This window comes from Microbacterium maritypicum, from assembly GCF_008868125.1.
Classification (GTDB): domain Bacteria; phylum Actinomycetota; class Actinomycetes; order Actinomycetales; family Microbacteriaceae; genus Microbacterium; species Microbacterium maritypicum.
In genome coordinates, this window is record NZ_WAAQ01000001.1 from 1,146,248 (window position 1) to 1,170,553 (window position 24,306).

Annotated in this window: 15 protein-coding genes, 1 tRNA gene and 1 pseudogene; 10 read left to right on the forward strand and 7 right to left on the reverse strand. The window is 69.4% G+C overall.

What is annotated here, in order from left to right:
• The first annotated feature begins 58 nt into the window (after positions 1-58).
• Complete coding sequence (locus tag F6W70_RS05595; protein WP_017828625.1) at positions 59-772, forward strand: ferritin-like fold-containing protein; 714 nt, start codon at positions 59-61, stop codon at positions 770-772.
• Positions 773-823: 51 nt separating this feature from the next.
• Here the strand turns inward: F6W70_RS05595 and F6W70_RS05600 are convergent, their stop codons facing one another.
• Positions 824-1,111 carry a hypothetical protein gene (locus tag F6W70_RS05600; protein WP_151486112.1) on the reverse strand — a complete coding sequence of 96 codons (288 nt, stop codon included), beginning with the start codon at positions 1,109-1,111 and terminating at the stop codon, positions 824-826.
• Positions 1,112-1,118: 7 nt separating this feature from the next.
• On the reverse strand, positions 1,119-1,343 hold the full coding sequence (locus F6W70_RS05605; RefSeq protein ID WP_017828623.1) for a DUF3107 domain-containing protein: 225 nt from the start codon (positions 1,341-1,343) through the stop codon (positions 1,119-1,121).
• 171 nt (positions 1,344-1,514) lie between these two features.
• On the opposite strand from F6W70_RS05605, the gene F6W70_RS05610 reads away from it, so the two are divergent.
• Both F6W70_RS05610 and F6W70_RS05615 read left to right on the forward strand, forming a co-directional pair.
• Positions 1,515-4,733, forward strand: coding sequence for an ATP-dependent helicase (locus tag F6W70_RS05610; protein ID WP_082524241.1), 3,219 nt, complete (start codon positions 1,515-1,517; stop codon positions 4,731-4,733).
• Positions 4,730-8,251 (forward strand): ATP-dependent DNA helicase, encoded by a 3,522-nt coding sequence (locus F6W70_RS05615; RefSeq protein ID WP_151486644.1) that lies wholly within the window; start codon positions 4,730-4,732, stop codon positions 8,249-8,251. Before F6W70_RS05610 ends, F6W70_RS05615 begins: the two co-directional genes overlap by 4 nt.
• On the opposite strand, the gene F6W70_RS05620 is transcribed toward F6W70_RS05615, so the two are convergent.
• The gene (locus tag F6W70_RS05620) at positions 8,197-9,558 is read right to left on the reverse strand and encodes a protein kinase family protein (RefSeq protein ID WP_318278807.1); all 1,362 of its coding nucleotides are present in this window, start codon (positions 9,556-9,558) and stop codon (positions 8,197-8,199) included. The two genes, F6W70_RS05615 and F6W70_RS05620, sit on opposite strands and share 55 nt — an antisense overlap.
• Positions 9,559-9,622: 64 nt before the next feature.
• Here F6W70_RS05620 and nudC point away from each other — a divergent pair, with 64 nt between their 5' ends.
• Together nudC and F6W70_RS05630 are read left to right on the forward strand one after the other, a co-directional pair.
• Positions 9,623-10,504 (forward strand): NAD(+) diphosphatase, encoded by an 882-nt coding sequence (nudC, locus tag F6W70_RS05625; RefSeq protein WP_151486113.1) that lies wholly within the window; start codon positions 9,623-9,625, stop codon positions 10,502-10,504.
• Positions 10,501-12,222, forward strand: a complete 1,722-nt coding sequence (locus F6W70_RS05630; protein WP_055873256.1) for an ATP-dependent helicase — start codon at positions 10,501-10,503, stop codon at positions 12,220-12,222. The genes nudC and F6W70_RS05630 overlap by 4 nt, the downstream gene beginning before the upstream one ends.
• An 839-nt stretch (positions 12,223-13,061) precedes the next feature.
• Here F6W70_RS05630 and F6W70_RS05635 read toward each other — a convergent pair.
• The gene (locus F6W70_RS05635; protein WP_151486114.1) at positions 13,062-14,471 is read right to left on the reverse strand and encodes a zinc-dependent metalloprotease; all 1,410 of its coding nucleotides are present in this window, start codon (positions 14,469-14,471) and stop codon (positions 13,062-13,064) included.
• Positions 14,472-14,589: 118 nt separating this feature from the next.
• Here F6W70_RS05635 and F6W70_RS05640 point away from each other — a divergent pair, with 118 nt between their 5' ends.
• The 3 genes from F6W70_RS05640 to F6W70_RS05650 all read left to right on the forward strand — a co-directional run bounded on the left by F6W70_RS05640 (position 14,590) and on the right by F6W70_RS05650 (position 19,693).
• Positions 14,590-15,681 carry a YlbL family protein gene (locus F6W70_RS05640; RefSeq protein ID WP_151486115.1) on the forward strand — a complete coding sequence of 364 codons (1,092 nt, stop codon included), beginning with the start codon at positions 14,590-14,592 and terminating at the stop codon, positions 15,679-15,681.
• A 75-nt stretch (positions 15,682-15,756) separates the two neighbouring features.
• Positions 15,757-18,669: a UPF0182 family membrane protein gene (locus tag F6W70_RS05645; RefSeq protein ID WP_055873250.1), complete on the forward strand. Its 2,913-nt coding sequence runs from the start codon at positions 15,757-15,759 to the stop codon at positions 18,667-18,669.
• A gap of 190 nt (positions 18,670-18,859) precedes the next feature.
• Positions 18,860-19,693: a class I SAM-dependent methyltransferase gene (locus F6W70_RS05650; protein WP_318278808.1), complete on the forward strand. Its 834-nt coding sequence runs from the start codon at positions 18,860-18,862 to the stop codon at positions 19,691-19,693.
• A 247-nt stretch (positions 19,694-19,940) separates the two neighbouring features.
• On the opposite strand, the pseudogene F6W70_RS18030 reads toward F6W70_RS05650, so the two are convergent.
• Together F6W70_RS18030 and F6W70_RS05665 are read right to left on the reverse strand one after the other, a co-directional pair.
• Positions 19,941-20,250, reverse strand: a pseudogene (locus tag F6W70_RS18030) (recombinase family protein).
• Positions 20,251-20,307: 57 nt separating this feature from the next.
• Positions 20,308-20,381: transfer RNA gene (locus F6W70_RS05665), tRNA-Met, on the reverse strand.
• A 95-nt stretch (positions 20,382-20,476) separates the two neighbouring features.
• Here F6W70_RS05665 and F6W70_RS05670 point away from each other — a divergent pair.
• On the forward strand, positions 20,477-21,307 hold the full coding sequence (locus F6W70_RS05670; RefSeq protein ID WP_151486117.1) for a carbon-nitrogen hydrolase family protein: 831 nt from the start codon (positions 20,477-20,479) through the stop codon (positions 21,305-21,307).
• Positions 21,308-21,344: 37 nt separating this feature from the next.
• Here the strand turns inward: F6W70_RS05670 and F6W70_RS05675 are convergent, their stop codons facing one another.
• A complete protein-coding gene (locus F6W70_RS05675) occupies positions 21,345-22,547 on the reverse strand; it encodes an aminotransferase class I/II-fold pyridoxal phosphate-dependent enzyme (RefSeq protein WP_151486118.1) in 1,203 nt (400 codons plus the stop codon).
• Positions 22,548-22,645: 98 nt separating this feature from the next.
• Here F6W70_RS05675 and F6W70_RS05680 point away from each other — a divergent pair, with 98 nt between their 5' ends.
• Positions 22,646-24,280: a S1C family serine protease gene (locus tag F6W70_RS05680; RefSeq protein ID WP_318278809.1), complete on the forward strand. Its 1,635-nt coding sequence runs from the start codon at positions 22,646-22,648 to the stop codon at positions 24,278-24,280.
• The last annotated feature ends 26 nt before the right edge of the window (positions 24,281-24,306 follow it).

Sequence of the window (24,306 nt, forward strand, 5' to 3'; positions counted from 1 at the left end):
GAAGGTGGGTCCGGCACGAGTATTGTGAACGACGTGGTGGACTCGGGAGGACGACCTCGTGGTTAAGTGGTTCTGGCAGCGCGACGACGCGCCGCGACGCACTCTGGCCCTGCGCAGCAGAGGCGATCAGGGGGATGCGACGCGCATCGACTTCGCCGAACTCGCCCCCGAGCTCAACCGCTTCCTCGGTCAGGCCGCCTATCTGCAGCTGGGCTATTTCGAGACGCTGACGCGCCTCATCCGGGCCACGCCCGAGCTCTCCGAGAAGGAGTCGCTCTCGCGCGCCGCCGGAGCCGCTCTGACCAAGCACCGAGGAATCGTCGACCTCATCGCCGAGCGCGGGGACGACCCGACGCAGCTGATGCTCCCGTTCCGGGAGAACCTCGACGCCTTCCGCCGCAAGACCATCGGCGCGCGCCCCAGGGAGACGCTGCTGGCGGTGTACATCACCGCCGGGATGCTCGACGACTTCTACCTCGCGCTGGCCTCCAGCTACGGGGACACCGGGCGCCGCGTGGCGGAGATCCTCCGTGAGGACGACGCTCGGCACGAGATCGTCGCCATCGTTCAGGAGACCATCGAGAGCGACGAGGAGTGGCGATCGCTCCTGTCGATGTGGGCCCGCCGCCTGGTCGGCGACACGATCCTCGTGTGCCGCTCCGCGCTGCGGCCGGAGCGCCTCGACGTCGACGAGGAGCGCATCGAGCCGGTGTACACCGAGCTCATGGGCGCGCACGCGCGACGGATGGACGCGATGGGACTCGCGTCGTAGCGGACGATTCGCTCGAACCGTCCCGTCCGATCGCAGGCGGAGCCCGGCGGGTCAGATGCCGAGCGCTGCCCGGTTCTGAGCGTCGGAGCGCTTGCGGAGCCTGGTGAGGGTCACGGTCACCAGCGCCGCGACGATGGGCGCTCCCAGCACGCTCGCGAGCCACAGCCAGATGCTGTCCTCGCCGACGCCTGCCCACTGCAGGGCCGTGTACGTGATCGCCGAGACGGCGGTCGCGATCGACGGAGTCAGTGCGACGCCGCGCAGCTCACGGTCACCGATCAGGAAGTGCGCGGCGATTCCCAGAGCGCACGCGCCGATGAGTGCGAGGAGGATGTACATCGTCGGGTCAGGCGACGAAGCCGACGCGGCGCGATTCCTCGGTGCCCAGTTCGATGTAGGCGAGGTTCGCGGTCGGGACGATGTAGGAGTTGCCCTTCACATCGGCGAAGCTCACGTGCGATGCGCTCTGCTCGAGCGCCGCGGCGACCTGGGTGCGGACTTCTTCCGCGCTTGCGCCGGTGTCGAAGCTCAGTTCACGGCCGGTGTTGATGATGCCGATGCGGATTTCCACGCGTGCTCCTTGAAGTTCGGGGACTGCGCCAACTCTACCCCGCGAGCACGGGGCGGGATCGGCGGTGGCGCCCGGTTTCGCCGTGAGCGCACAGGCGGACGGGCCGCGGTCACGCGAGTGAGCGTGGCGGGTGCGGACGGCGATGTCCGCGCGTCCGGATAGCGTGGAGGCATGACACCGGATACTGCTCAGCGCGCTGTGATCGCCGCGGAGCCGACGGCATCCGGAGTCATCATCGGCGCCCCGGGAACCGGTAAGACGCGCACCCTGATCGACCGGATCGTGCACCTGCTCGATGCCGAGGCGCTCCGCCCGGAGCAGGTGCTCGCGCTCACGCCGAACCGTCAGGCGGCGACCGCTCTGCGCGACCGGATCGGCGTGCGCATCGGCCAGGCGACGCCCGGGCCACTGGCTCGGTCGCTCGGCTCCTTCGCCTTCCAGCTGGTGCGTGGAGCGATGGTGAGAGAGGGAGCGGAGCCGCCGGCGCTGCTGACGGGTGCCGACCAGGACCGGATCATCGCCGAGCTGCTCAGCGGCGATGCGGAAGACGGACGCATCCCGTGGCCGGATGCGCTGAGCCCTTCGGTGCGGGCGTCGAAGGGGTTCCGCTCGGAGCTGCGCGCATTCCTCGCCGAGTGCACGGAGATCGGTGTCGACGCCGCGGAGCTGCGAGCATCGGGCAACGAGGTGTGGGCGGCGACGGCGGAGTTCCTCGTGGAGTACCGCGCGGTGCTCGACGCGCTCCGGTCGGCCCACCGTGACGCCGCCGACCTGCTGAGCGAGGCGAGCACCATCCTGCACACGGCCGAGACGGCCGCCCTCGGCCCGCTCGCGCCTCTGCGCGTGGTGCTCATCGACGACGCGCAGGAGCTCACGCGTGGGGGGATCGCCGTCGTGAAGGCCCTGCGCAGCCGGGGGATCGCCGTGTTGGCCTTCGGTGATCCCGACATCTCCTCCGGCTCGTTCCGCGGAGCAAGCCCCGAGCTGTTCGCACAGCTCGCCGGGGTTCTGGGAGAGGTGCACGTGCTCGACGGGCCGCACCGCCAGCGTCCGGCGCTCACCGCTCTCACCCGCACGGTGACCCAGGCGATCGGTGTGTCGGGCCGGGTCGAGCATCGGCGCGCCCCCGTGCCCGTGACGGCCGAAGAGGTCGAGGCCGGGGTGTCGACGTTCGTGGCCCCGTCTCCCTACGAAGAACTCGATCGCATAGCCGGAGTGATGCGCGAGTGGCACCTCTCCGACGGCATCCGGTGGGATCGCATGGCGGTCATCGCCCACGACACGCGGCAGGTGACGACGCTGGAGACCGAACTCGCCGCCAGGGAGATCCCGACGCGTGCGGCCGGTGTGCAACGCCCGCTCGGCAGCGAGGGCATCGTGCGCGACATCGTGGGTATCGTGCGCCTGGCGCTCACCCCGGTCCAGGAGCGCACGTCGGAAGCCCTCGAGGAGGCGCTGCGCACCCCGTTCGGAGGGATGGACGCGATCGGCCTGCGGCGGCTGCGTGCCCGACTCCGCCACGTCGAACTCGAACAGGGGGGATCGACGCCGGCGCGCGAGCTGCTGCGGCGGGCCATGGCGAATCCGGCGGACCTCACCCTCATCGACGCCCCGGAGTCGCGCACGGCCGAGCGTTTCGCGCTGGTGATCGAAGCGCTGGCCCGTGGCGCGGCGGCGGGAGAGACGATCCACGACCTGCTCTGGCGGGTGTGGGATCAGGCCAGGGCCGTCGACGGCAGGCGTCTGCAGATCGCCTGGCGTGAGATCTCGTTGCTGCCGACGGGGGCGGAGACGGCCCGTTCTCTCGATGCGCTGGTCTCCCTGTTCGACGCGGCGAAGCGCTTCGTCGAGCGCACACCGAACGAGAAGCCCGAGGTCTTCGTGCGGGACATCCTCGACAGCGAGGTCCCCGAGGATTCGCTGTCGACACCCGACCGGCCGGGGAAGGTCACGCTGCTGACCCCCGCCACCGCTCTGGGTACGGAGTTCGACGCGGTCGTGGTCGCCGGTGTGCAGGACGGCATCTGGCCGAACGTGCGTCTGCGCGGCGGTCTGCTGCAGACCTGGCGCCTGCCCGACGCGATCCAGGCTGCGCGCACGGGGACCCTCATCGAGCCTCCGGGAGCCCTGGATCGTCGACGTGCGGCGCTGCACGACGAGCTCCGGCTGTTCGTCCGCGCCGTGTCGCGTGCGCGCGACCGTCTCCTGATCACGGCGGTGGACGACGACGACCTGACGCCCAGTCCGTTCTTCGGCTTCCTGCCCGCCCCTGAACCTCCGGAGCGGCACGCGTCGGCGGAGCACCCGCTCACATTGCGCGGACTCGTCGCCCGCCACCGGCGCACCCTCACCACGGTGTCAGCCGAGCCGGTGCGGCGGGCCGCCGCGGCGCAGCTCGCCGTTCTCGCGCGTGAGGGCGTGCCGGGGGCGGATCCGGCGGACTGGTACGGGATGACCCCTCCCTCGACCGCGGCGCCGCTGCGCGATCTCGCCGTCACGGGGGCGCGGGTCTCACCCTCGAAGATGGAGTCGTATGAGGAATGCGGTCTCAACTGGGTGGTCTCGGCTCTCGGCGGTGACACGGTGATGCCGCCCACGGCCGGCATCGGGACGATCGTGCACGAGGCGATGGAGCGGGTTCCCGAGGGAGATCTCGAGAAGATGCGCGCGATCGTGGCCGAGCACTGGCCGGAGCTCGATTTCGAGACCGAGTGGATCGGGCGCAAGGAGCGCCGTCGCGCCGACCTGCTCGTGGATCGGCTGCACACCTACTTGGGTGATGTGCGCCGCGAGGGTGGGCGGGTGATCGGCAGCGAGGTCGAGTTCCGCTTCGCCGTCGACGTGGCGGAGTCGGCCGACGACGCCGTTCCCACCGTCCACGAGGTGGGGGAGGACCGGGCGAATCAGGCGATCATCCACGGCTACATCGACCGGGTGGAGGCCTACCCGCCCGGAGCGGGCGAGCACCCCGCGGCGCGAGGTCGCGGCTGGGAGCGGATGTCGGGAGGTCCGGACGGGCCCACGGTCGTGGTGGATCTGAAGACGGGCAAGAACGATCCCGAATCCGACTCGGGCGTGCTCGCGCATGCGCAGTTGGCCGCCTATCAGGTCGCCGTGCAGCAGGGGCTGGTCGAGGGGGCGCCGCCGTCGTCACTGGCGGGAGCACGGCTCGTGATCGTCTCCAAGACCCTTGCCAAGAGCGACTACCGCATCGCCCATCAGCACACGTTGGACGACGAGTCGCGCTCGGCCTTCCTGCTGCGCGTCGCGGATGCGGCCCGCGGCATGTCGGCGTCGAGCTTCACCGCTCAGGTCGAGTCGCACTGCGCCGACACACAGCGTCGGGTGCATCCGTGCCGTATCCACACGGTGCCGGCGGTGAGCTCGTGACGGGGTGGAACCGGGCGGAGCAGGGTGGCGAGGGGATCTCGGCCACCGACATCGCCGCCGCACTGGGGCAGCCATCGCCGACGCCGGCCCAGCAACGCGTGATCGAGGCGCCGCCTGAGCCTGCTCTCGTGGTCGCGGGTGCGGGCAGCGGCAAGACCGAGACGATGTCAGGACGTGTGGTGTGGCTCGTCGCCAACGGGCACGTGCGCCGCGACGAGATCCTCGGTCTCACCTTCACCCGCAAGGCCGCAGGCGAGCTCGCGGAGCGGATCGGTCATCGTCTCGCGGTCATCGACGAGTACGGTCGCCGCGGCCTGCTCCCGCATCTGGCGGAGATCGTCGCCGACGGATCACTGCGCAGGGTCGAGGAGGCTGCACCCGGCCGTCAGCGCGAGCTGGTGCGCGCACACGTGCTCGATGAGATCGCCGCGCACCGGGGAACCGGGTGGGATCCGGCGACCCCGCGTGCCGCGGAAGAGCTGATGATCCGGCCCCGTGTCTCGACGTACAACGCCTTCGCCGACGGGATCGTGCGCGAACACGCAGCGCGCATTGGACGGGATCCCGACGTGGCGATGCTCAGTCAGGCCGCCTCCTGGATGCTGGCACGGGAAGTCGTGCTGCGCAGCGACCTCCCCGAGCTGGAGAACATCGAGTTCGCGCTCGGCACGGTCATCGATGCCGTGCAGAGGCTCGCCGGTGACGCCCTCGACCACCGTGTCGACCTCGATCTCGCTGAGCGCATCGCGCGGGATCAGGCCCTCGCCTTCGAGCCGTATCGCGGCAACGGCGATGTCGAGAAGGCGGCGGTGAACCTCCTCAGTCTGCCGACGCTGTCGCGCCTCGTGCGCGACTACATCGCCGAGAAGCAGCGCCGCGGCGTGCTCGACTTCGCCGACCAGGTGGGCGGTGCCTACGACATCGTCGAGTCCGCTCCCGACGTCCGCGACGAGCTCCGCGAGCAGCACCGGGTGGTGCTGCTCGACGAGTATCAGGACACATCGGTCATCCAGACCCGGTTCCTCGCGGAACTCTTCCGCGACACCGCGGTGATGGCCGTCGGCGACCCGCACCAGTCGATCTACGGGTGGCGGGGAGCCAGTGCCGACAACCTCTACGCCTTCTCCGGCACGTTCTCCCGCACCGGTGCGGCGCAGACCTACAGCCTCATGACGAGCTGGCGCAACGACCGCGGCATCCTCGGGATCGCCAACCGCGTGCTCGAACCGCTCCAGCGCCCGGGGCTCGACGTGCCGCCGCTGGAACCGCGTCCGGGCGCGGGAGAGGGCACCGTGACCGTGGAGTTCCCGTTCACGGTCGATGAGGAGGCGTCGGTCGTCGCGGAGTGGTTCGCCGAGCGCCGGGCCGCACACGAAGCCCGCAACGCCGGCGAGGCACAGGGCGGTAAGGCGCACACCGGAGCGATCCTGTTCCGGTCGAAGCGGCACATGCAGACCTTCGCCGCGGCGCTCGCGGCGCGGGGCATCCCGCACCGCATCCTCGGTCTCGGCGGACTGTTGGCGACGCCGGAGGTGGTCGATGTCGTCTCCACACTCCGGGTCGTGCACGACCCCACCGCGGGGTCGGCGCTCATCCGCCTTCTCACCGGACCGCGTTTCGGAGTCGGAGTGGCCGACATGGCCGCGCTCTACGACCTCGGCCGCACGCTGTCGGAGCGCGATCCCGCGATGGCGCCGCTGCCCGAGGAGGTGCGCGTGCGGCTGCGCTCCTCGCGCGGTGCCGATGAGGCGGTGTCGATCATCGACGCGGTCGACGTGGTGCGGGCGGTGCGCGACGACTACCGGCTCCTCGAGGCGATCACCCCCGACGGCAGGGCTCGGGTGCGCGCGGCGGGAGAGATGCTGGAGCGCCTCCGCCGCGCATCCTCGCAGCCGATCCCCGAGCTGATCCGCCTGATCGAACTCGAGCTGCGCCTCGACATCGAGCTGGCCGCCAACGAGACCAGAGGGCCCGCCCGCATCGCCGCGACGCAACTGCGTGCCTTCGCAGACGAGGTCCGCGCCTTCTTGGCCGCGGACGATCGGGGAAGCATCGGCAGCCTGCTGGCCTGGCTCGACAAGGCCGAGAGCACCGACGAGCTGATGCCGCGGCCGGAGCCGCCCGAGGCCGGTGTCGTGCAGCTGCTGACGATTCACGGGTCGAAGGGGCTGGAGTGGGATGCCGTCGCCGTGGTGCGGCTGGTGGTCGACGAACTCCCCAGCCGCGTCTCCGACACCTCCGGCTGGTTCGGATTCGGGGTCGTCCCGTTCGCTCTCCGCGGCGACAGAGACGCGCTTCCCCGATTCGAGTGGGATCCGGTCGAGGCGATGGGCGACGAGAAAGACCCCGTCAAAAGGCAGAGACTCGCGCAGGCATCGCTGTCCGGCGGTGCGACGAAGGCGAACCCGCAGGGCGGCGCGATCAAACGCTTCAAGGATGCCTACAGGGCATATCAGCAGCAGGAGGAGCGGCGTCTCGCCTACGTCGCGGTCACGCGTGCGCGCACCGATCTGCTCCTCAGCGGTGCGCACTGGGCAGGCCAGAAGTCACCGCGCACGCCGAGTCCCTATCTCGTCGAGGCCATCGATGTGCAGGGTCTCGATCCCATCGAAGCGGTCGACCCCGACGACAACCCCTATGACGGCCCCGGTGCCACCCTGCGCTGGCCGCTCGACCCGCTGGGGGCTCGACGAGGACTCGTCTCCGCCGCAGCCGCGGCCGTTGAGGATGCTGCCCGAGCCGGAACGGCGGAACCGTCCGTGGAGCTGGCCCGCCTGTTGGCCGAGCGTGCGGCCCGGCAGCGCGGCACCGATGCCGAAGCGCCCACGCGCGTGCCGGCATCGCGGTTCAAGGACTACGTCACCGACTTCTCCGGCACGCTGTCCTCCATCGTCAGGCCCATGCCGGAGCGGCCGTACCGGCAGACCCGTCTCGGCACGCTCTTCCACGCCTGGGTGGAGCAGCGGTCCGAGCTCGTGGGCGTCGGCAGCCGTGTGGACGAGGCGCTCTGGGAGCTCGACGAGGACGAGGCCCCGCCACAGCCCGCGTACGGTGACCCCGGGGCGGCCGAAGGGCCGAGTGCACCTGCCGACGCCGCCGATCTCGCGGTTCTGCAGGCGACGTTCGAGCGCAGCGAGTGGGGCGGGCTGCAGCCGATCGCTGTCGAGATCGAGATCGACTTCGCCCTCGGCGCCGGTCTCTCCGGGCCGGATGCGGGGGAGTCCCACATCGTCATCTGCAAGCTCGACGCCGTCTACCGGCGAGCAGACCGCGGCGATCGCATCGAGATCGTGGACTGGAAGACCGGCAAGGCTCCGCGGACGGCGGCCGAGCGCGAGGAGCGGATGCTGCAGCTCGCGCTCTACCGTCTCGCATACCACCGACGCTTCGACGTGCCCCTGGACGAGATCGACGTCGCGCTGTACTACGTCGCGGACGACCTGATCATCCGCGGCGACCGGGTCTACTCGGAGGAGGAGCTCTTCCAGCGCTGGAGCGCCGCACGCGCCGCGCGCTGAGCCTCGTCCGAGTCGTCTTCGTCGTACGCGGCCGCCGCGTTCGTCGCGGCGGGACGTGTTCCCTCGCCGACATCGGCGCTGTGGGTTCCTGCGAAGATGCTCCGCGCCTCGGAGAGGTCTTCCGTCTCGACGTTCAGCATCTCGGTGCGGTGGGCGCTGTCATCGTGATCCCGATCCGTGCCGACCGTGCGCAGCGGCTCCACCGATTCCGTGTCGGTCTGCGCCGAGTCGGACTCCTCCGGAACCTCGATCCACAGCTCTTCGGGATTGTAGGCATCCGTGTGCATGGAGGTGTCCACCTCGGTGACAGCGCCCCTCGGCACACGGTCGAGCGCATCCAGCGCGGAGTCGACGCCGGCGGTGCGGGCGTCGATGATGCTGAGATCGTCTGTGCGCAGGCCTTCGGCGAGAGCGTCGAGCAGCGCGGCCGCGTCGTCGACGATGTCCGGTCGGTGCATGGAGTCGCCGTGCACCAGCCAGCGGGCGAACTCGAGCTCGGCGAGCAGGCGAGCGCGCACCTCGAGGCCGGCATCGGGTGCACGGTCGATCGCACCGGCATAGGCGGCGTGCACGTCGGCGGCGGCGTCGGGTGCTGCCGAGAGCCAGGAGAGGTCGAGCGCGGGGTCTCCGACCGAGAGCCCGTGCCAGCCGAGGAGGCCGACGACCTCGGGGCCGAGCTCCGGGTCGTCCTCGAACAGGAACGAGGTCGACTGCACCCCCCCGAGAACCACGGTGGACTCGAAGCGCCACAGGGAGTCGTCGGCGACGGCGTCGCGCCAGCGCACGGTGAGACGCGCAGGCACCCGGCCGGTGGCGGCGGCGGTGTCGACCAGACGCTCCAGCTCGGCGCGGCTCTCCTCCGCGGTGCGCGTGGCGAGTCCCGCCCCGCGGACGACCGAGGTGGGCAAGCCGTGCACGGCGGCGATCGATGCGCCCATCGACTGCGCGGCTCCGCGTCCCGGCGGTACCAAGGGGGCCTCGATCTGAAAGCCGGGCAGAAGCTCGGTGACGAGTGCGCGTCCGTCGCCGATGCGCGTCTCGCCGATGTAGGCGGGCACGCGGAACGGCAGCATGGCACGGGCACCGTCGGTGAGCGCACGGAGCGCGATCGCCTCGGCGGCGAGTTCACGCGCCGTCTCGTCGTCGTCCGCGACGCGTATCGCGAGCTCGCGACCGTCGGCCAGCGAGGCGACGGCGGAGTCGAATCGCCCCTCGCCATCCGCGCTCAGACTGCGCGCACCCGTGACCTCCGCCCCGGGCAGTGCGGCGGTCACTGCCGCGGCTAGAGTGAAAGGAGAGCGTCCCATGCCCCCAGGGTAGGTCGGCTCAGGGGCGGTCCCGCCTCCGCCACGCCCGTGAGAGAGGGAGTCGATGACCATTCCGCGCCCATCCCTCGATCGTGCAGCCGAACTCCGCGAGGAGCCGGACGTGCTCGATCGTCTGCGAAACGACCCGGCGACCCGTGTGATCGTCGTGCGCGAGGGCCGGGTCAGGGTCGTGGATTCCGCGCTGCTGCGCGTCACCCCTGACGAGGTCGTCGAGGCGAGCTGGGCTCTTCTCGGACGCGATGCCGACGGCACCGTGCTGCTCCTCGCCGCCGCACCGCCGGAGAGCGACGCGCTCGACACCGCCCCGGACGAGATCTGGCTCGGCCTGCGTGATCTCGGCGGTCGCATCGACGGGCAGGAGTCCGAGCTCCTGATCGGCGCCATCGCCCTCGCCGGATGGCTTCGGGACGCGCCGTTCTGTCCGACCTGCGGTGGGGCGACCCAGCTGCAGCAGGGCGGATGGTCGCGGCGCTGCCTCGTGTGCGCACGCCAGCACTTCCCGCGCACGGATCCAGCCGTGATCGTCGCCGTCGAGAGCAGAGACGGCGAGCGGCTCCTGCTCGGCGCCAATGCCAACTGGGGCGGGCGCATGTTCTCCTGCTTCGCGGGTTTCACCGAGGCGGGGGAATCGCTCGAGTCGACCGCGTATCGCGAGATCGAGGAGGAATCGGGGGTGCGTCTTTCCGCCCTGCGGTACGTCTCCTCGCAGGCCTGGCCGTTCCCCCGATCGCTCATGGTCGGCTTCCGTGCCGTTGTCGACGACGAGTCCGCGGCGCGCGCCGACGGCGAGGAGATCATCGAGGTGCGCTGGTTCACGCGCGCCGAGATCGGCACCGCGCTCGCCGGACACGGCCCGGTGGGGCTTCCGGGGCCGGCGTCGATCGCCCGTGCGCTGATCGTCGACTGGTACGAGGATCGCGCGTGAGCGCACTCGATGCCCTCGACGAGCGGCAGCGGGCAGCGGCATCCGTGTTGCGTGGTCCCGTCGTCGTGCTCGCCGGAGCCGGAACCGGAAAGACCCGGGTGATCACGCATCGCATCGCACACGGCGTCGACACCGGCGCATACTCGCCCTCGCGCGTCATGGCGGTCACCTTCACCGCGAAAGCGGCGGGAGAGCTCCGCGGTCGCCTGCGGGCGCTCGGTGTCGAAGGCGTCGCCGCCCGCACGTTCCATGCGACCGCGCTCGCGCAGCTGAACTTCTTCTGGCCCACGCTGGCCGGATCGCCCGCGCCATCCATCATCGACAACAAGGTGCGGATGCTGGGGCAGGCGGCCGACGCGATCCGCCTCCGTCCCAGCACCGCGACGCTCCGTGACATCGCTTCCGAGATCGAGTGGCGCAAGGTGTCGATGCTGTCGATCGACCAGTACGCAGCGCTCGGCCGTCCGATCAGCGGGGTCGACGCGGGGCAGCTGATCGAGCTGATGCGCGGGTACGAGGCGTTGAAGGACGATCGTCGCCAGCTCGACTTCGAAGACGTGCTCCTCGCCTGTGCGGGCATGCTGGAGGCGGAGCCGCGCGTCGCCGCATCCGTCCACGAGCAGTACCGGCACTTCACGGTCGACGAGTTCCAAGACGTCTCCCCGTTGCAGAACCGCCTGCTGGAGCTGTGGCTCGGAGACCGGCACGACATCTGCGTGGTCGGCGACGCCAGCCAGACCATCTACTCGTTCGCCGGCGCGGAGCAGCGTTTCCTGCTCGAGTTCGAGCGCCGTCACCCGGACGCCACCGTGGTGCGTCTGGAGACGAACTACCGCTCGCAGCCGCCGATCCTCACCGCAGCCAACGCTCTGATGCACGGCCGGCCCGGAGCGCTGGAGCTCGTACCGGCACGGGAGCAGTTCACCGCGGATGCGCCGACCGTCACCGCATACGAGACGGAGGGGGAGGAAGCCGCGGGGATCGCCGCGTCGATCTCCGCGCGCATCGAGGCGGGGGCCTCGCCGTCGGAGATCGCCGTGCTCTATCGCGCTCACGCGCAGTCCGCTGTGCTGCAGCAGGCGCTCGCCGCCGAGGGCATCGCGACATCCGTTCTGGGCGGGACACGATTCTTCGCCATGCCGGAGGTCCGTCAGGCGATCCTCGCCCTGCGGGCCGCCGCTGTCGCCCCCAGCGAGCAGGGATTCCTGCCCGGGGTGCAGCGCGTGCTGCGCGAGCTCGGACTCACCGACGAGCCGCCGGCCGCAGGGGGAGCGCAGCGCAGCGGATGGGAGGCGCGTCGCGCCATCCTGAGGCTCGCTGAGGAGGCAGGAGCGGATGCGAACCTGCGCAGCTTCAGCGACGCGCTGATGGCTCGGGCCAAGGACCAGCACGAACCGACGATGCGCACCGTCACGCTCTCTACCCTGCACGCGGCCAAGGGCCTGGAGTGGCCGCACGTGTATCTGGCCGGATGGGCGGAGGGATCGCTGCCCATCTCGTATGCGACGACGTTCGAGGCGGTCGACGAAGAGCGACGGCTGGCCTACGTGGGGGTCACGCGCGCCGCGCGAACGCTGGCGCTGTCGTGGTCGAGATCAGCGGGGCGGGGTGAGCGTTCCCCGTCTCGGTTCCTCGCTGAGATGGGGACCACGGGGCGCGGCACCGGCATTCTTCGTGAAACGACACCGAACGCCACTCGAGCGAGCCGTCCGCGCTGACGCGCACCAGGCGCCCGTCGGCGGTCTCGTCGTCTGCGAGGAGCAGGGCCGCCAACCGCCCGGCCTCGGCGACCTGCGCCGCGCGGATCGGGCCGGGGTCGCGGCCGATCATCTGCGCGTGCAGCAGGGGCCAGGCCGGGTCGAGGTCTCGCGCGTGGGCGTCGCGACAGGCGAGGCAGGCCGAGGCGCCGGGTACCACCAGCGGCCCGACGGTCACGCGGCCGGGTTCGAAAGATACCGGCAGGTGCGGGATGTCCTCGCGCAGGAACCGGGCGAACTGCAGCGCGGCGGCAGCGCCGTTGACGAGCACGACGCCCACGCCGGGCCGACGGCCGACCTCGACGAGGGCGATGCCTTCGTCGGCGAGCGCCTCGCGCATGCGGTACTCGCTGCGCCCGTCGGCGATCCCGATGCTCTCGACCCAGGCGGATCGTGGCGGGGCGGCGTCGTCGAGCAACAGCGGATCGAGGCGGGCGAGGAGCGTGCGCGCCGCCTCCCGCGGCGCGCCAGCCGCGTGTGCGATCACGTCGAACGCCCCGCGCCGGAAACCGGAGCGCAGTCTGCTGAGCAGCGGCTCGACCCATGCATCGTCAGCAGCGATGCGCAGTCCGGCTTCGTCGCCGAGCTGGAGCGTGTGCGCGTCGCGCCAGAGCAGAGGCGAGCTCGGGTGCAGACGCGTGAGGAGCGGAGGAGTCAGCGGCATCTCTCCGATTGTGGTGAGGATGCGGTCGGTGCGGGGCCGGAACCGGGCATCCGTGGACAACTTCTCCGTGCTCGTCGAACGGGGCAGGAGCGGTGCGGGCGTCCGCGGAATCCGCGGCCCGCCCGCACCTTCGCGCTCAGACCGGCCTGTCGCCCTCCGGGGCGGCGTCGCCGTCTTCGTCCGCATCGTTCGTCGAGTCCTCGGCGGGAGCGTCCTCCGAGAAGTCGTCACCGTCGAGCAGGCGGGCGAGGGCCTCGTCGAACTCGTCGGCGGCCGGCTGCTCGCCGCGCTCGGCAGCCTGCAGGCGAGCGACGAGCGCACTCGGGTCGTCGATGTCCTCGGCGGTCGGCATGAGGTCCGGGTAGTCCCACAGGGAGTCTCGCCCGCTGATGCCGACGGCATCCGTCACCGTCTGCCACATGGCCGAGGCCTCGCGCATGCGCCGTGGACGGAGCTTGAGGCCCACGAGGGCACCGAGAGCGTCCTCGGCGGGTCCGCCGACCGCGCGCCGGCGCCGGGCGGCTTCCGCGATGCGCGCGCCGTCGGGAAGACGAGAGGTCGCCTGGGCGGTCACGACGTCGACCCAGCCGTCGATCGTGGCGATGAGGTTCTCGAGGCGGGTGAGCGCCTCGCGCTGGGCGTCGCTCTGCACGGGCAGGAGCGCACCGCCCTCGATCGCCGCGCGCAGTTCTTCGGGGTTCGAGGGATCGAGGCGGCTGGCGACGTCTTCGAGCGCGTCCACGTCGACCGTGACTCCGCGAGCGAAGTCGGTGATCTGCGCCATCACGTGCAGGTGCAGCCACTTCGCGTGCCGGTACAGACGCGCGTAGGCGAGCTCGCGGGTAGCGAGGTAGAGCGCGATCTGGTCTTCGGGGATCTCGAGGCCTTCGCCGAAGGCCGTGAGGTTCTGCGGGATGATCGCCGCGGTGCCTGCGGGCAGCACCGGGATGCCGACGTCACCGCCGGAGACGACTTCGAGAGAGAGGTTGCCGAGCACCTGTCCGAACTGCGCGGCGAACACCGAGCCGCCCAGGCCCCGCATCAGCCGGCCTGCGCCCTGAACCACGCCGCGCATCTCTTCGGGCACCTGCGTGTCCAGCGCCGAGGTCAGCGCGTCAGCGATGCTCGTCGACACGGGATCGGCGATCTCCTTCCACACCGGAAGGGTCTTCTCCACCCACTCGCCCCTGGTCATCGCGGTCGGGGTCTCGGAGAGCTCCGAGATGGTCGTCGCCTCGCCGAGCCACAGGTTCGCGAGCGCGAAGGAATCGGCGAGCGAGATGCGCGATCCGTCGGTCACGCCCTGTCCGTCGCGGTTGGCGATGAAAAGAGCCTGACGCAGCGCGTTCTCCCAGGGGTCGCCGCCGAAGGCGCCCTGCAGCTGCGACATGATCGTCTGCATCATCGCGGGGTCGAGTGTGAAGCCGTCCATCCCCTCGAAGGCGCCCCGCAGCGCCTCGGGATCGATGTCGCCGCCGCTCTGGTTCGAGAGCATCTTCCGCAGGAACTCCTGGAAGTCCTCGGGTGTCGGGTCGTTGTCTGCCATGTCGCTCGCCCTCTCAGCACTTCTGTTGCCGTGGCATCTACGCTAGTCACAGGTTTCTGCGCGCGAACCCGATGCGGGCAGATCGGTGTACGCCGCTCGCGAACGACGGAGGAATGCAGTGGATCGAACGCGGTCTGGGAAGCTCGGACTCGGAGTCTGGGCGCTGATCGTCGCGCTCCTCGCGCTGGTCGTGCTGACGTTCCTTCCGTCGCCCTACGTGATCCAGCGACCGGGGCCGGTGTACGACACCCTCGGCACCGCGAAGGGTGCTGACGGCGAGCAGGTGCCGCTGATCAGCGTCGAGGGCGCCGAGACGTTCGAGACCGCGGGGACTCTGGACCTCACGACGGTGCAGGTCGTGGGTAACCGCGAGCGCACACCCAGCTGGTTCGAGCTCGCCCTGGCGTGGATGGATTCGTCCAAGGCGGTCGTCCCCCTCGACTCGGTGTTCCCCCAGGGGGTGACGAGCGAGCAGCGCGACGAGCGCAACGCCACGCTGATGGTCGACTCCCAGCACGAGGCGACAGCGGCCGCGTTGAACGAGCTCGGATACGACACCGGCGCCGAGGTCGTCGTGGTCGAGGCCGTGGCGGATTCCCCGGCCGACGGCATCCTCGAAGCCGATGACGTCATCACCGCGATCGACGGCACTCCGGTCTCCTCGGCCACGCAGCTGCGGGAGGCGATCCAGGCCGCGGCGGGAGCGCCGGTGCAGCTCACCGTGTTGCGCGGCGGCGCCGAGCGGACCGTGGAGGTCACCCCGGAGAAGCACACCGAGGGCGACGCGACCGCATGGCTCATCGGCATCACGCTGCGCACCGACTACGACTTCGAGATCGACGTCACGATCCAGCTCGACAACGTCGGCGGCCCCAGCGCCGGGATGATGTTCGCGCTCGGGATCATCGACACGCTGACCGAGGGGGAGCTCAACGGCGGGAAGGACATCGCCGGCACCGGAACCATCGACGCGGCGGGCACGGTCGGTCCGATCGGCGGCATCCGTCAGAAGCTCTACGGCGCGCGAGATGCGGGGGCCGACTACTTCCTGGCTCCCGCGGCGAACTGCGACGAGGTCGTCGGACATGTGCCGGACGGACTGCAGGTCATCCGCACGGCGACGCTCGAGGAGTCGCTCGCCGCCCTCGAGGTCATCGCGGACGACGGCGACGTCTCGGCGCTCCCGACCTGCGACCTCGCAGGCAGCTGAGCGCAGACGTCACCGTGACCGCGCTGTGATCGGGATGACAGCCTGCGCACAGTGAGCGATGCCTAGGATGGTGGGGTGACCTCCTCGCCTTCAGCTCCGAATCCGGCCACGCCTCGAACCTCACGACGCATTCTCGGCATCTCCCTGGTGATCATCGCCGCCTTGATCGCGGTGTTCTTCGTGTTCGCCTCCCTCTACACCGAATTCCTCTGGTTCGACCAGGTGGGCTTCACCGGCGTCCTCACGACGCAGTGGATCGCCACGGCGGTGATGTTCGTGGTGGGCTTCCTCGGGATGGCCGTTCCGCTGTTCGTCGTCATCCAGCTCGCCTACCGGCTGCGTCCGGTCTACGTGCGGCTCAGCTCGCAGCTGGACCGGTACCAGGAGGTCATCGAGCCGCTGCGTCGCCTGGCGATGTGGGGCATGCCCATCTTCTTCGGACTATTCGCCGGCTTCGCGGCCGCGGGGCAGTGGAAGACGGTCTGGCTCTGGATCAACGGTGTGGCCACCTCGGACGTCGACCCGCAGTTCGGCATCGACACCGGCTTCTACATGTTCGCGATGCCGTTCTACACGATCCTGCTCGCGTTCGTCTCCGCCGTGCTCCTGCTCTCGCTCCTGGTCACGGCCCTCGTGTCGTACCTCTACGGCTCGGTGCGCATCGGTCAGGGTGAGCTGCGCATCTCGAAGCCCGCGCGCATCCAGCTCGCGGTCATCGCCGGTCTCTACCTGCTCGTGCAGGCGGCGAGCCTCTGGCTCGACCAGTACAAAACGCTCGTCGAGCCCGACGATCGCATCACGGGTGCGGCGTACACGGGCGTGAACGCGACGATCCCCGGTCTCGCCATCCTCGCGATCATCGCCGCTGTCGTGGCGATCCTCTTCTTCGTCACGGCCGTCATCGGCCGCTGGCGCTTCCCGCTGGCCGCGACCGCGCTGCTCATCGTGGCCTCGCTCGTCGTCGGCGTCGGATACCCGTGGGTGGTCACCACCTTCCAGGTGAAGCCGAACCAGAACGCCTACCAGGCCGAGTACTACCAGCGGAACATCGACGGCACGAAGGAGGCGTACGGGGTCGCAGACCTCGAGACCACGCCCTTCGCCGCCAAGACCGACGCCGAGGCGGGTCAGCTGCGCGCGGATGCGGAGACCACCGCCTCCACCCGCATCATGGACCCGAAGGTCATCCCGCCGACGGTGCGTCAGCTCGAGCAGTACCGCGGGTACTACCAGTTCCAGAAGACGATGGACGTCGACCGGTACGAGATCGACGGGAAGATGCAGGACACCGTGGTGTCGGTGCGCGACCTCGACATGTCGGGCCTGGGCGACGGTGACAACTGGAACAACCGCGTCGCGGTGTACACCCACGGCTACGGCCTCGTCGCCGCCGCGGGCAACCAGCGCACCACCGACGGCGAGCCGGTGTTCCTCGAGCGCGGTATCCCCACTTCGGGATTCCTGTCCGACCGGGAGAACTTCGAGCCGCGCGTCTACTTCGGTGAGAACTCGCCCGAGTACTCGATCGTCGGCGCTCCCGAGGGCTCGGAGCCCGCAGAGATCGACTACCCGCGCGGCAAGGACGGCTCGAGCGAGACGAAGACCACGTTCGACGGCGACGGCGGCCCGAAGGTCGGCGACACGTTCACCAAGCTCCTCTACGCGCTGAAGTTCCAGTCGGAGCAGATCCTGTTCTCGAACCTCGTGAACGAGGACTCGCAGATCCTGTACGACCGCGACCCCAAGACGCGCGTGCAGAAGGTGGCACCGTACCTCGAGCTCGACAGCGACCCCTACCCGAGTGTGGTGGACGGCCGCATTGTCTGGATCGTCGACGGCTACACGACGAGCCAGACCTACCCGTACTCGACGAGCGTGAGCCTGTCCGACGCCATCGCCGACTCCAACATCCCCTCGCCGACCCTCGCGATCGACGACATCAACTACATCCGCAACTCCGTCAAGGCGACGGTCGATGCCTATGACGGTTCGGTGAAGCTGTACGCGTGGGACGACGAGGACCCGGTGCTCAAGAGCTGGCAGAAGGTCTACCCGTCGACGGTGAAGCCGATCAGCGAGATGTCGGGGGAGCTCATGAGCCATGTGCGCTACCCGACCGACCTGTTCAAGGTGCAGCGCGACATCCTCGGCGTGTATCACGTCGACAAGGCCGGATCGTTCGCGCAGCAGGACAACCGCTGGCAGACGCCCAACGACCCCCGCAGCGAATCGATGCTGCAGCCGCCGTACTACCTGACCATGCAGATGCCGGGTCAGGACTCTCCCCGGTTCTCGATGTTCTCGACGTTCATCCCGAACTCGCAGGGAGCGGGCGGAAGCCGCGACGTGCTGATGGGCTACCTCGCGGTGGATTCGGATGCCGGCTCGGAGAAGGGCGTGAAGGCGGAGGGCTACGGCCAGCTGCGCATGCTCGAGATCGACACCGACACCACGGTCCCCGGTCCCGGTCAGGTGCAGAACACCTACAACTCGGACACTTCGGTCGTGCCTCAGCTCAACCTGCTCCAGCAGGGGGAGTCCGAGGTCATCTACGGCAACCTGCTGACGCTGCCCGTCGGTGGCGGTCTGCTCTACGTGCAGCCCGTCTACGTGCAGTCGTCCGAGGGAACGCAGCTGCCGCGTCTGCAGAAGGTGCTGGTCGCCTTCGGTGATCGCGTCGCCTTCGAGAACACCCTGACCGAGGCGCTCGACACCCTCTTCGGCGGTGACTCCGGTGCCACCGGCGGTGACGACACGGTCGAACCGGATCCGAACGCCGAGGTGCCCGACACCGGCGAGGTGCCGACGACCGAGCCCACGCAGCCGACGGGAGCCGAGGCTGAGGCCCTGGCTGCCGCTCAGACCGCGCTGCTCGACCGTGAGGCCGCGCTGAAGGCCGGAGACCTCGCGAAGTTCGCCGAGGCCGACGAGCGCCTCACCGCGGCGGTCCAGAAGCTGATCGAGCTGGACTCCGCAGCGGGCAACTGATCCGCAGCACCGAACAGAATGGGCGCCCCCGAGGGGGCGCCCATTCTCGTATCGTGGTGACGCCCGGCATCGTCCGGGCAAAGCGAAAGGTTCTCTGGCTTGGGTTTCTTCGTCCGTGAGCTTGACGCTTCGGCTGGGAGCCGGGGCGAGAATCGATCAAACCGACGATCGCGGGGGCGATACTTGAAGCATGGTGTCCTTCCGAGATCCTGAAAGTCAGCTCGGCGCAACAGGACGTGGATCGACCTGGTCGCGGGCTGAACGTGATCTGCTCGACACTCTCGCGGTCGTTCACGCCGAGGCATCGATGGTTGGCTGGGACTTCTCGCGCCTCGATGAGCGTTGGTCGGTTGATGAGCCTTGGTGGGATTTCGAGGACGATTGTCTCGAAGCGATGCGTGCGACCCGCCAGGGCATTCTCGATCTGGGAACCGGCGGAGGCGAGAGGCTTTCGTCTCTCGTCGGCTCGCTTCACGAGCCACCAGCTCCCTTGCCTCAGATTTTCGCTACGGAGGGGTGGGCGCCCAACATCGCCGTCGCGCGAAGGTCCCTTGCGCCATGGTCCATCCCCGTCGTGGAATATGACTCAGACGCCGGGGATGTCCTACCGTTTGCTGAGCGGAGTCTCGGTTTGGTGATGGCTCGGCATGAGAGCTACGAAGCCGCCGAAGTCGCACGAGTCCTCGCGCCTGGCGGCCGATTCCTCACGCAACAAGTCGATGGCTACGATGCTCCCGAGATCCACAACTGGTTCGGAGACGACTTTCGGTACCCGGGCGTCACCGCAGATGCCTACGCCCTGCATCTGCGGGATGCCGGAATGCGAATCGACCACGTCGACGAATGGTCGGGGCAAATGCGCTTCGCTGACGCGACCGCCCTCGTTACATACCTTGCTCTCGTGCCATGGGACGCTCCGGACTTCTCCGTTGAAGCTCACGCGCAACGCCTCTTGGACCTCGAAGCCTCGGCGCCCATCGTCGTGACTCAGCGTAGGTTCCGGATCTACGCCACCGTCGAATAGGACGGCCGGAAGCCATCGCGACCTGAGGAATCACAACGAGCTCGAGTGGCGGCCGACATCAAGGATGTTGAAGGGCTGCTCAAGAGCGCCACGGACTCGTGTTGGGGGAGTGCATCGCGCCCTCCCCTCACGGGACGCGGCGAGGTGAGCCAAGAGAGTCTTCATGCCGAGGCGCTTGGTTTCGTGGGACTCCGTGTGATTCGACACACGGTCGTAATGCTGACGTCACGCGCCTTCGCGATGTCTGTCACGCTCTCATCGGAGTCTCGAAGATTCTGGGCACGTTGTGCGGTCGGGTTGTCAGCCTTCTTCGGTCGCCTCCAAAACGTCCCTGAGCACGGGCTGCCTCAAGGCCGGCCATCGTTCGCTCCCTGATGAACGATCGCTCCAGCTCAGCGAAGATCGCGCGCATCTGGAGCATCGTCTTTTTGGTCGGCGTCGGCGGGTCCGTCGCTCGTGCTGCGAATGTGGATACCCCGATAAGTGAGGTCCGCGGTGATAGATGCGAAGTGTGCTGTCGCGCGTCCGATGCGGTCGAGCTTGTAGACCGTGATGATATGCGCGGCTCAAAAGGACAAGGCCCCGAGATCGTGATGATCTCGGGGCCTTTCTTGTTGCGGGGACAGGATTTGAACCTGCGACCTCCGGGTTATGAGCCCGGCGAGCTACCGAACTGCTCCACCCCGCGGCACAAGAAGTAACTTATCACGGATTCCGAAGGCGGGCGAATCCTGGGGGCCTCCGGGCGACGTCCCGGGCGTGTCGATGCGAGAGGATGGAGACATGTCCGAGACCGCAGCCGTCCCCGTCGCCGTGTGCCAGTTCGCGCCGACCGCCTCCCGAGCCGAGAACCGGGAGCGGATCGCCGCGCTGACGGCCGACGCCGCCGGGCGGGGGGCGAAGCTGATCGTGTTCCCTGAGTACTCGAGTTACTTCGTCGACCCCATGGACGAGAGCCTGGCTGCCAATGCGGAGGACCTCGACGGGGAGTTCGTCGAGACCCTGAGGGCACTGGCCGCCGAGTACGCCGTCGTGATCGTCGCGGGTCTGGCCGAACGGGCGACCGACGGGCATCGAGTGCGCAACACCGTGGTGGCCGTGCGGGGTGACCGCGTCCTCGCCGTGTACCGCAAGCAGCACCTGTACGACGCGTTCGGCCAGACCGAGTCCGACTGGGTGGAGCCGGGTGAGGTGGGGGAGGCCGCGACTTTCGAGCTGGGGGGCCTGCGTTTCGGGCTCATGACCTGTTATGACCTCCGCTTCCCTGAAGTGGCCCGTTCCCTGGTCGATGCGCAGGCCGATGCCCTGGTCGTGCCGGCCGAGTGGGTCAGGGGGCCGCTCAAGGAACACCACTGGACGACGCTGCTCGCCGCTCGTGCGATCGAGAACACCGTCTACGTGGTCGCGGCAGACCATCCGACCCCGATCGGGGTGGGACACTCGCAGATCGTCGATCCCCAGGGCGTCGTACTCGCCGGAGTGGGAACCGCTCCCGGGATCGCCGTCGCGGTGGTCGAGAGGGAGCCGATCGAGCGCGTGCGGATCACGAACCCGTCGCTGCGCGTGCGGCGGTACTCCGTCACTCCTCGTGAGGTCGTGGCCCCCGAAGCCTAGGCGCGAACCGGGCCCGGGGCAGGCACAGCAGGTGCGGTCACGCGGAGAAGCGGGCGAGGCGCGTCGCCGCCTCTTCGAGGACCTCGACGCGCTTGCAGGCGGCGAAGCGCACCAGGCCCGCGTATTCGCTCCTGTGCTCCTCGGAGACGAAGGCTGTGAGCGGGATCGCCACGACGCCCACGCGCTCCGGCAGGGCCCGGCAGAAGGCCGCGGCGTCCGGTCCGCCCAGCGCCGTCGCATCCGCGACGGTGAAGTAGCCGCCCTGAGGTGCGTGCACGGTGAATCCGGCCGCCCTCAGCCCGTCGCCGAGAATCCCGTGCTTGTGGGCGAGCACGGCGGCCGCGTCCGTGAAGTACGCGTCGTCCATCCGCAGCCCCACGGCGACAGCCGGCTGAAATGGCGAGCCGTTGACGTAGGTGAGGTACTGCTTCACGGTGAGCACGGCCGTGATGAGCGCGGCCGGTCCATGCACCCATCCGATCTTCCACCCCGTCGTGGAGAAGGTCTTCCCGGCCGACGAGATCGTCAGCGTGCGCGCGGATGCTCCGGGGAGCGTGGCGATCGGGGTGTGCGCGGCATGGAACGCCAGATGCTCGTACACCTCGTCGGTGACGATGATCGCATCGTGCTTCTCCGCCAGGCGCACCACCTCTTCGAGCACCTCACGCCCGAAGATCGCTCCCGTGGGATTGTGCGGGTCGTTGACCAGGATGATCCTGGTGCGATCGCTCACCGTCGTGGCGAGCCGCTCGAGGTCGGGTTGGAAGTCCGGCGCGCGCAGCGGAACCGTGCGCAGCCGTGCCCCCGCGAGGGCCACGGCGGCGGCATAGGAGTCGTAGTAGGGCTCGAACACGACGACCTCGTCTTCGGGGCCGTCGATCAGCGCCAGCAGGGTCGCGGTCAGGGCCTCCGTCGCTCCGGCCGTCACGATCACCTCGCTGGAAGGATCGACACGGAGCCCGTAGAAGCGCCGCTGATGCTCGCTGATGGCATCGAGGAGAACCGGTGTGCCGCGACCGGGCGGGTACTGATTGGCTCCGCTCGCGATGGCGGCTCGCGCCGCCTCCAGCACCTCTGCGGGACCGTCCTCGTCGGGGAAGCCCTGGCCGAGATTGATCGCCCCGGTTCGAGCCGCCGCTGCCGACATCTCTGCGAAGATGGTGGGCGCGACGGTTCCGTCGGCAGCGAGCAGACCTGCCCCCGCTGCGGTACGACGCCATGCGCCGGGAATGACACTCATGAAGAACAGGCTAAGGCCATAGCTGAAACTCATCTTCGGCATAAGGAACGCACAGATACAGGCGTCATTCTGAAATGGTCGTCGAAGGAGCACACACCATGAACGAAGACAACCCCCAGGACCAGTCGGCATCCGCGTCGAACGACGCCACGCCGTCCACCGAGGCCGCACAGATCGCCGCTCAGCCGGTGACGGATGCCGCCGCTGACACGACCGCGCCGGCCGCTGCCGCCCCGGCGCCCAACGCGCCGGCCGCTGCCGCCCCGGCGCCCAACGCGCCGGCCGCTGCCGCCCCCATGCAGGGGCATCAGATGCCGTCGACGTTCACCTCGCAGGCCCCGGCCGCGCCCGTGATCGCTCCGGTCCCTCACGGCTACGCAGCATCTGCCGCCGGCGCGCCGGGCGCAGCCACCGCGCAGGGAGCCGCCTTCGGCATCCCCACCGCGGCGTCCTACACCCAGCCCACGCAGCCGCTCGACGGCGGCGCCGCGTACGGCACGCAGGGCGATGGCGCGAAGATCAAGGAGCAGAAGGCTCGTGGGGGCGCGAAGTTCGCCGCCTTCATCGTCGCGGCCGCTCTGGTCGGCGGCGTCGCCGGGTTCGGCGGCGGTGCGCTGCTGAACGGCCTCCAGGACCGCCCGTCCTCCGGCACGGCCTCCGGTCCGCAGACGGTGACGGTGAACAACCCCGGATCGGTCAACGAGACCACAGCGGTCGCGACGGCCGCACTCCCGTCCGTCGTCACCATCGAGGTGGCGGGCGCCGATCAGGGAGGCAGCGGATCCGGTGTCATCATCAGCGATGACGGTTACGTGCTCACCAACACGCACGTCGTGACCCTCGGCGGCGCGGTCGCCGATCCGACGATCCGCGTGACCACATCGGACGGGCGCATCTTCGAGGCGACCGTGGTCGGGACAGACCCGATCTACGACCTCGCCGTGATCAAGCTGAAGGACGCCAAGGGGCTGACCCCGATGGACTTCGCCGATTCCTCGAAGCTCAACGTCGGCGACACCGCTGTGGCGCTCGGCGCTCCTCTCGGGCTCGCGAACTCCGTCACCACCGGCATCGTGAGTGCGTTGAACCGCAGCATCCAGATCGCCTCGTCCGCCCTGCCCGACTCCTCCTCCGAGGACGCCCCGGACCAGCAGCAGACGCCGGATCAGGGTCAGGGCCAGGGGCCGTTCCAGTTCGACATCCCCGGAAGCGGCACGCCGCAGACCTCGGACTCCATCTCGATCGCCGTGATTCAGACGGACGCCGCGATCAACCACGGCAACTCCGGCGGCGCGCTCGTGAACAGCAAGGGCGAGCTGATCGGCATCAACGTGGCCATCGCGAGTTCGGGAAGCTCCGAAGAGTCGGGGTCGATCGGTATCGGGTTCGCCATCCCGTCGAACATCGCCAAGCGGGTGTCGGACGAGATCATCGCCGACGGTGCGGCGACGCACGGCCTGCTCGGCGCGTCCGTCCAGGATGCCTCGAGCGTGCAGGGCGCTACCGTCTCCGGGGCGTACATCGCCAAGGCGACCGACGGCGGCGCCGCCGCAGCTGCGGGTATCCAGGAGGGCGACATCGTCACCAGGTTCAACGGCGTCCCGATCACCAGCGCGAGCGATCTCACCGCGCAGGTGCGCGCGGCGGCGGCCGGCAGCGATGCCAAGGTCACCTACGTGCGCGGCGGCAAGGAGTACGACATCGAGGTGACGCTCGGCGAACTCGCCGGCTGACCCCACCACGCACAGGGAAGGACGCC